At 54.6% G+C, this 8,621-nt stretch carries 6 protein-coding genes; 1 reads left to right on the plus strand and 5 read right to left on the minus strand.

The genetic code is table 11. The features are described from left to right. Window positions 1-12 precede the first annotated feature (12 nt). On the plus strand, window positions 13-192 hold the full coding sequence (locus HMPREF6485_RS02795; protein ID WP_004344528.1) for a hypothetical protein: 180 nt from the start codon (window positions 13-15) through the stop codon (window positions 190-192). A 597-nt stretch (window positions 193-789) separates the two neighbouring features. Here the strand turns inward: HMPREF6485_RS02795 and HMPREF6485_RS02805 are convergent. The 5 genes from HMPREF6485_RS02805 to HMPREF6485_RS02825 form a co-directional block, all read right to left on the minus strand. Further along, window positions 790-2,382: a S41 family peptidase gene (locus tag HMPREF6485_RS02805; protein WP_004344532.1), complete on the minus strand. Its 1,593-nt coding sequence runs from the start codon at window positions 2,380-2,382 to the stop codon at window positions 790-792. Window positions 2,383-2,451: 69 nt separating this feature from the next. Next, a complete protein-coding gene (locus tag HMPREF6485_RS02810; RefSeq protein ID WP_044125762.1) occupies window positions 2,452-4,335 on the minus strand; it encodes a DNA topoisomerase IV subunit B in 1,884 nt (627 codons plus the stop codon). A 358-nt stretch (window positions 4,336-4,693) separates the two neighbouring features. After that, entirely contained in the window at window positions 4,694-5,881 is a 1,188-nt protein-coding gene (locus HMPREF6485_RS02815; RefSeq protein WP_004344536.1) for a hypothetical protein, read from the minus strand. 29 nt (window positions 5,882-5,910) lie between these two features. Continuing rightward, window positions 5,911-7,059 (minus strand): hypothetical protein, encoded by a 1,149-nt coding sequence (locus tag HMPREF6485_RS02820; protein ID WP_044125764.1) that lies wholly within the window; start codon window positions 7,057-7,059, stop codon window positions 5,911-5,913. A gap of 62 nt (window positions 7,060-7,121) precedes the next feature. Then, window positions 7,122-8,345: a class I SAM-dependent methyltransferase gene (locus HMPREF6485_RS02825; RefSeq protein WP_044125766.1), complete on the minus strand. Its 1,224-nt coding sequence runs from the start codon at window positions 8,343-8,345 to the stop codon at window positions 7,122-7,124. Window positions 8,346-8,621 lie beyond the last annotated feature (276 nt).

Here is an 8,621-nt window from a genome sequence, read left to right on the forward strand (position 1 = left end):
CAAGAAGTTATCATGAAAATAAAATATATAAAACCGGAAACGCAGCAACTGAAGATAAAAATCGAAAACCACTTGCTCAACGACTCTTCCGGGGAGGCAGGCCACTCCACAGGTGAAGGGTCCGACTCGGAAGAGGACGACCAGCTGTCCAAACAATCAGTCCACCCCTCCTTCAGCGCTTGGGAAGACTAAGAGACCCCAAAACTCTCTAAGAGACCCCTCAACCCCCTGAAGGGGGCTTTGCCACCCCACCTGCTCGCAGGAAAGCAAGCCTCCTTTAGGGGAAACTCTTTGGTAGTCTGAAAAAGGGAGCCGTGCCGGGGTATAGCACGAACTATTAAATCTTTCGAAAAAGCCTTACACGCATTTTCTCCACGCCCATTTCCCATCCTAATTCCATCCACCTCATTCGCCCCATCCGCCCCATCAATTTTCTCATTCGGCCCAAACGACTTTGCAAAACGGCCACAGTCAGAAGGTCATTCGGGCCGAACGAGAAGCTCAAAGAGCCCCTTTTGCAAAGCCGTTTGGGCCGAATTGACCTCCCACAGCAAGGATGAAAAGCCCCCTTTTGGGGGTTGGGGGCCGTGAGTGGATGGAAACTAAAAAAGGGAAACGCTCTCGCGCTTCCCTTGCTTATGCAAAAATACAAAATTTTCGGCCCGAATGCAAATGCCGCATGAAATAAACTGACAAGCAAGAGGGCTCAAAGCGATTCGCCATAGGAGCGGTGGGAGAATTGCGCCTATGCTTCGCCGGTCGGGCGCATATCTATCGCGGCATAGGGGCCTAAAGCAACTCCAAGGCCCGGCGCACGATGTCGTTGTGCTCGTTCCAGATGCGGAAATACCCGTTCATGCCCCACAGGTCGCGCGCCACAAAAGCCTTGAGCTGATAGCGCAGGTAAGTGAGGGTGCGGGTGCGCTCGGCCTCATCGGCCGGCTTCACGCCCAGCCTCTCGCCCTCGGCCAAGATGCTGTCGAGCAGAAAGGCGGGCACATCATAGGTCTTGTCGAAAACCTCAAACGAGGCATACTTGCCGTGAAGCTCCTTACGATGGCTGTCGATATAATTTAGGGCTGTAGAAAGGATGATGTTGCGTGCCACCAACGCCCGATGAAGCCGGGTGAACTTCATGGTGTCGAGCGGCACGAACTCATCGGGCATGATGCCTCCGCCACCATAGACCACCCGATGACGCTTGAGCGTGTAGTATTTCAGCGAGTCGGCGAAGTGGATGCTGTCGCGGTTGGTCAGTTCGCCGTGTTTCAGCCGGTGTTCGATGTCCAAAGCATAGTCTTCACGCGCACCCTTAACGTATGGTTTCTGTATGCAACGGCCCGAAGGCGTATAGTAGTGAGCCACTGTGAGGCGCATCATACTGCCGTCGGGAAAGGGGATGGGAGCCTGCACAAGACCCTTGCCGAAGGTGCGGCGGCCCACGACGAGCGCACGGTCGTGGTCTTGCAAAGCCCCGGAGAGGATTTCGGCAGCCGAAGCGGTGTATTCGTTAACAAGCACGATGACCCGCTCGCCCTGCAAACGGCCGTGGCCGTCGGCCTTGAATTCCTGTCTCTTTTGGGCGCGTCCCTGCGTGTAGACAATCATGGCGTCGCGCCTGAGAAACTCGTTGGTGACTTGCGTGGCGGCTTGGAGAAAGCCGCCGCCATTCTCCTGAAGATCGATGACGAGTGACTTCATGCCCTGTCCGCGAAGAGAGTCGACGGCGGCCATCATCTCCTTGTAGGTGGTCATGCCGAAGCTGCCCAAGCGGATGTAGCCCACACGGGGACGAATCATGTAGGAGGCATCGACCGTGTGGAGGGGTATCTTGGCCCGGACGACGGTATATTCGGTCACGCCGGCTACGCCCCGGCGCACGATTCCCAACCTCACCCGCGTGCCTTTCCTGCCCCGCAGGCGGCGCATGATGTCGGTCTGGGCCATCTTCACGCCGGCGATGGCCGTGTCGTTGACCGAGACGATGCGGTCTCCGGCCAAGATACCCACCTTCTCGGAAGGCCCGTTGTGCACAGGCTGTATCACCACGAGCGTGTCTTCAAGCATGTTGAACTGCACACCGATGCCCTCAAAGTCGCCCAGCAACGGTTCGTTCATGGCCTTGGCCTCACGGGCCGTAGAATAGGACGAGTGCGGGTCGAGCTTTTCGAGCATCCCCCGGATGGCGTCTTCCACCAGTTGCGACTCGCTCACGGAGTCGACATAGCGGTCGGTGATCACACGTTCGGCCATGCCCAACTTGAGCATCGGACTGTTCTTGTCGAAGTTCAGGCGCAACTGGGCCCGCGACGGCAGAAAAACAAAAAGGCCAAGGAGCATCAGCCCCATGACCTTCGGAGATATATTCTTGCTGTTTGTCATTTTCTTCTATTTGTCTTCTTGATTTCTTGATGCTGTGCCCGGGCATCGGGGGCCGGGCGATTTGGCCATTCAGAACACCTCGGCGGAGTCTTCAGGAATGTCTTCCTCGATGACGAGGTTATCGATGATGAAGTTCTGCCGCTCCATGGTGTTTTTGCCCATGTAGTACTCCAGCAGCTTCTGCACTTGGTCGTTCTTGTGGAGTGTCACCTGCTCCAAGCGCATGTCGGGGCCGATGAAGTGAGCAAACTCGTCGGGGGAAATCTCGCCCAACCCTTTGAATCGGGTGATTTCCGGGTCGGGACCGAGGTCTTTGATGGCCTGTTGGCGCTCTTCGTCGCTGTAACAATAGTGGGTGATGAAATCACTCTTCTTCTCCTTCCCGTCGCGCTTGGCATCGGCTTCCTCTATCACCTTCTTGTCCTTTACCTTGGTTCGCTTGTTGCGCACGCGGAAAAGCGGAGTTTGCAACACATACACGTGACCTTTCTTGATGAGTTCGGGGAAGAACTGGAGGAAGAAAGTGATGATAAGCAGGCGGATGTGCATGCCGTCGACATCGGCATCGGTGGCCACAATCACCTTGTTGTAGCGCAGCGTGTCGAGCCCATCTTCTATGTCGAGAGCGGCCTGCAGAAGGTTGAACTCTTCATTTTCGTAAACCACTTTCTTGGTGAGTCCGAATGAATTGAGGGGTTTCCCGCGAAGCGAGAACACCGCCTGCGTGTTCACGTCGCGGCTCTTGGTGATGCTGCCGCTGGCCGAGTCGCCCTCGGTGATGAAGATGGAAGCCTCCTCCTTGCGCTCGTTCTTGACATCACTAAAATGGATGCGGCAGTCGCGGAGCTTGCGGTTGTGGAGGTTGGCCTTCTTGGCCCGTTCCCTCGCAAGTTTGGTCACACCGGCCATGGCCTTACGCTCGCGCTCGCTCTCCTTGATTTTATTTTCGATAACTTCGGCCACATCCTGATGGATATGCAGATAGTTGTCTATTTCTTTCTTGATGAAATCACCCACATATTTGTTGATGGAGTCACCGTCGGGGGCCATCTGCGTGCTGCCGAGCTTGATTTTCGTCTGACTCTCAAACACCGGTTCCTCCACGTTGAGGGCAATGGCGGCCACCAGTCCGTTGCGGATGTCGCCATACTCATACTTGCCGTAAAACTCCTTGATGGTCTTGGCGATGTGCTCCTTAAATGCACTTTGATGGGTTCCTCCTTGCGTGGTGTGCTGCCCGTTGACGAAGCTGTGATATTCTTCCCCGTACTGGTTGGTGTGGGTGAAGGCTATCTCGATGTCTTCACCTTTCACATGAACGATGTCGTAGAGCCCGTCCACGGTCATATTGTCGGTGAGCAGGTCTTTCAGTCCATGGCGGCTCAAAATACGCCGACCGTTATACATGATGGTCAGCCCCGTGTTCAGATAGGTGTAGTTGCGGAGCATGGTCTCCACGATGTCGTCGTGGAACTTATAGTTTTTGAAGAGCAAGGCATCGGGTTCGAAGAAGATGAAAGTACCGCTTTCGTCGCTCGTCTCATGGGTTTCATCGTCTTTCAGCACTCCACGTTCGAACACGAGTTCGCGCACCGTGCCGTCACGATACGATTTAGCTTCAAAGCGCGCACTCAAAGCGTTGACAGCCTTCAGACCCACGCCGTTGAGTCCCACGCTCTTCTTGAAAGCCTTGGAGTCGTATTTGCCGCCGGTGTTGAGCATACTCACGGCCTCAACGAGTTTGCCTTGCGGGATACCGCGCCCATAGTCGCGCACACTGACGCGGAGATTGTCGTCAATATCCACTTCAATGCGGTCGCCGGCATTCATTTTAAACTCGTCAATGGAGTTGTCGATGACCTCTTTCAGCAGCACGTAAATGCCGTCTTCGGGCAACGAGCCGTCGCCCAAACGGCCGATATACATGCCCGGCCGGGTGCGCACATGCTCCATATCCGACAGGTGACGGATGTTGTCGTCGGTGTATGTGGGGGTATCATGGTTGATTGAGCCCCCTAAGTTAGGGGGTTGGGGGTCTGAACCGGCAGGTTTGGATTGCTTTAGGTCCTTCGATTTATCGTTTTCGTTTATTTCGTTAGATACTGGCATAGCAAGTTGTTTTTATTTTATCAAAGACGCATTCAATATAAAAAGGCTTATTGTCAAAGCCTTAAATGATGTTTTCCGGCACATTTATCGGTCTTGAGAGATGTGTTCCATGCAGATGTATGAGTGGGAAATGTTGAGGGAGAGGATTGTCAACGACCACTTGTTCAGACCCCCAGCCCCCTAACTTAGGGGGCTTGACCACCTAACACCTACCACCTTGTATCAGCCTCTTCCTGTAACACCGGTGCTTCTTGTGCTGCACAGCCTCCAGATACTGCCATTGGCTGAGCACTCCGTGATTGGTTTCCATCTGCTGCATGGCTTCGGCCCATTTGAATCCGTAGCGTTGGAACCGGGCGATGAGGTCGTTGAAGATGAGGGCATTGGCCCCCTTGGCCCGATAGTCGGGCAGAACGCCGATGAGCAGCAGGTCTACGATGTCGGTCTTGTGCCACTTGATGACACGCAACAAGTCCCACCAGCCACGCGGAAACAGCTTTCCACCACAGCGGCGGAGGGCATGGGAGAAAGAGGGGAAGGTGATGCCGAAGCCGACGAAGCGGTGATCGGGTGTATTCCAGTCTTCAACCACGGTGACGAGATTGAGATCCGCCACCTTTATATAACTGTCCACGAGCTGGTCTATCTGCCGTTCGGACAACTCTGAGTAGCCATAAAGGTCGCTATAAGTGATGTTCACCATCTCGAACACGCGTCGCCCGCATCCCTGACGAAGCAGTTCGTCGCGGGTAAGCTTGCGCACATGCAGGTTGTAGCGGCTCTCGATGAGGGCCGAAGTCTTTGCAAACTTCTCGGGAATCACCTCGGGCACCTTCACCTTATATTCCAGATAGTCGTTGTCTTTCTCGAAACCGCCCATGCGCTCGATGTGCCGGGGATAGTAGGCATGGTTGTAGTTGGAATACATCGTGGCCAACTGGTCAAAGCCTTCAATGAGCAGTCCCTCGCGATCCATGTCGGTGAAACCCAACGGGCCCACCACTTCGGTCATGCCCTTTCGACGGCCCCACTCTTCCACAGCGGCCATCAGAGCCTGTGACACCTCCTCGTCATCGATGAAATCGAACCACCCGAAGCGCACCCACTTGCAGTTCCAACGCTCGTTGGCACGCCGGTTGATGATGCCTGCCACGCGCCCCACGGCCTTGCCGTCGCGAAAAGCCATGAAATAGGCAGCTTCGCAGCACTCGAAAGCGGCATTCTTGTCTTCACTCAACGTGGCCAGTTCCTCGGAAATCAAGTAGGGAACGGCATATTCGCAATCGCGGTAGAGCTCGTTGCGGAAACGGACAAATGCCTTCAGTTCCCTGCCACCGGCTATACGCTTGATTTCTATCTTACCCATATCACCACTTTGTGTCTCTGTCATTTCGTCTCCACTCGGTTCTTTCCTCTGTATCAGGCTATCACTTTCTTATAGCAGTGGCGGCGCTTGTGCATCTCGGTTTCAAGTGCCTCCCACTGGCCTTGCACACCGGAGTTGCCTTCCAGCTCCACTTGTGTCTCCCCCCACTTGAATCCATATTTCTGGTAGCGGGGAATGAGATCGGCGAAAAGCAGGGCATTGGCCCCCTTGGCGCGGTATTCGGGCAGGATGCCTATGAGGAGTAAATCGACGATTTCGGTCTTGTGGAACTTGATGGCACGCAGCAGATGCCACCACCCGAGGGGGAACAGTCGCCCGCGGTGGCATTTCTGCAACGCCCGTGAGAGCGACGGCATCGTGATGCCTATGCCCACCATTTTGTGGTCGGCATCCCAGTCTTCAATCACGGTGATGAGCTCCAAGTCTATCATTTTCAGGTACATGCCCACATACTGGTCTATCTGTCGCGGCGAAAGCTCCGAATAGCCGTAAAGGTCTTTATAGGTGTCGTTGATGAGTTGGAAGATGCGCTGCCCGTATTTCTCCTTAAACACTTCACGCTTGGTGAGCTTCTTCACATGGAGATTGTACCGCTTTTCTATCATCTGCGAAATCTTGGCATACTTTTCCGGCACGGTGTCGGGCACGAAAAGTTTGAATTCCACATACTTGTTATCCACCTCAAACCCCTTGAGTGCCTCAATATGCTCAGGATAGTAGGGGTAGTTGTAGATGGTGGGCATGGTGCCCAACTGGTCGAATCCCCACACAAGCATACCCTCGGGATCCATGTCGGTGAATCCCAACGGGCCCACCACTTCGGTCATCCCTCTCTTGCGGCCATACTGCTCCACGGCATCAAGCAGGGCTTCTGAAACTTCTTTGTCATCGACGAAGTCTATCCAACCGAAACGGACTGTCTTCCGGTTCCACGTGTCGTTGGCGCGATGGTTGATGATGGCTGCCACACGACCGACCACACGACCGTCACGATAAGCCAGATAGTATTCTGCCTCACAAAAATCGAAGGCGGCATTCTTGTCTTTGCTCAATGTGTTGCGGTCGTCGATATAGAGATTGGGCACGTCGTAGGCATTGCCCGCATAGAGGTCATAATGGAATTCGATGAAGGTTTTGAGATCCTTTTCGGTCACAACCTTTTTTATTTCTACAGATGACATTAATTTCGAAAATATTGCTTTAAAACATGCAAAAATAGTAAATAAAAGCGAGAATGACAAATTTAAGGCACTTTTTTGCATATTATTAAGGTGTGGTCGCGCGCTCCCAAGGTCGTGGCGAAGAGATAAATGTCGCCCCCGTCTTTCAGTTTCAGACGCTTGCGGAGGGCCTCAGCCGTCATGGGGAAGTGCCTCACGGCAACATTGGCCTGCCCGATGCCCGACAAAGCCCGCTTCACTTCAGTTTTGTTCATCGACGAGAGAGCTTCTATCCGGAACTTCCTGCCGGGAAATCTCTCATTGAGGGAGGGCGAAACGAAAAGGTGAGCATCGCGTCCCACAGGCCGCACGCCGTGGCGCACGGCCACCTCGTCAAAACAACCGGCTTTCATCAGCGAGGCGTTAGGCTCGTAGAGGAAGTTCCCGGGCTTCACATCACCGGCCCCGACGGGCAGTATCGGTTCCCGCTCGTCCCCCGGCCCGTAGGCAAACGCCTCCCCGTCATTGACACAGCACACCACCGGTCGTCTCCCTTCGGCATCGCGGCACAGCACCAACAGCAATTCCTTGCACTCGTTGGCCACACTCACGATATGCACCTCCGCCACCGAGCCGCCCCCGGTCGTCCACCCTCCCATGTCGTCCACGGCCTTATGCCAGTCGAGCATGGGCGAGAGTTTCACCACCACAAAGTCGGCTTTTTCGAGCAGCCGGGGGCGCAGCGCAGCCACATCGGGGGTGCAGTCGGCTATGGCAAAAGTGCGGCAGCCCTGCCGGTCGCGCCGGGCAGGGTCGGCGAAAATCACATTCACACGGCCCGTCCCGTCCAGATAGTCAGCCCCGTCGGCATTCACCACTTCGGCCTGCCCCACTCCCAACAATCTGAAATTGCTTTCGGCTATATCGCAAAGGTGCGCCTGCCGCTCCACATAGACGGCCTTGGCAAAAGCACGGGCCATGAACGAGAAATCCACTCCGAAACCGCCCGTGATGTCGACAAGCGTCCCGTTTCCCTCGTCCCCGATGAGCCGGGCCGCCAACTGCTGCTTATAACGGGCCGTGGCCTCGCTCGAGCACTGCTCCATAGCGAGATGGGGCGGATAGACGATGCCCTCCCGCGCCGCCCACGAGGGCAACTTGCGACGGGCCCGCTGCCATCCGCCTATCTGGTCGAGTGCCCACGGCATGTCCACCTCGGGAAACCTGTTGCCGAGAAAAGCCAACTGCCGGACATCTTCCGTGCGGTGGCTGCTCACAAAGTCAAGAGTAGCCTGATTGCGCTGCATGGATGCAAAGGTAAGACTAAAGGGGAAATGTAGCAAGGATAAAGGAGAGAAAAATAATAAGCCCGGCATCATACCGGGCTCATTATTATAAAAAGGAAGTGTTACTTTCACATTGCTATAACGTTAAATTTTGCCATTGTCCGCATGGTGTCCATGGACAAAAACAAGGCCGGAAAGTCACAGAACACGCCATCTCAAGACCCAACAACACATATAGCATGAACTATTAAAGAATTCGAAAAAAGCTTACACGCAATTTTTCCACACTCACCTTCC

The sequence above is a fragment of the Segatella buccae ATCC 33574 genome (assembly GCF_000184945.1).
Classification (GTDB): Bacteria; Bacteroidota; Bacteroidia; order Bacteroidales; family Bacteroidaceae; genus Prevotella; species Prevotella buccae.

Bases quoted from the DNA above. Each gene is read 5' to 3' on its own strand.
- HMPREF6485_RS02795 (WP_004344528.1), top strand. From the start codon at position 13: ATGAAAATAAAATATATAAAACCGGAAACGCAGCAACTGAAGATAAAA.
- HMPREF6485_RS02805 (WP_004344532.1), bottom strand. From the start codon at position 2,382: ATGACAAACAGCAAGAATATATCTCCGAAGGTCATGGGGCTGATGCTC.
- HMPREF6485_RS02810 (WP_044125762.1), bottom strand. From the start codon at position 4,335: ATGGAGCATGTGCGCACCCGGCCGGGCATGTATATCGGCCGTTTGGGC.
- HMPREF6485_RS02815 (WP_004344536.1), bottom strand. From the start codon at position 5,881: ATGACAGAGACACAAAGTGGTGATATGGGTAAGATAGAAATCAAGCGT.
- HMPREF6485_RS02820 (WP_044125764.1), bottom strand. From the start codon at position 7,059: ATGTCATCTGTAGAAATAAAAAAGGTTGTGACCGAAAAGGATCTCAAA.
- HMPREF6485_RS02825 (WP_044125766.1), bottom strand. From the start codon at position 8,345: ATGCAGCGCAATCAGGCTACTCTTGACTTTGTGAGCAGCCACCGCACG.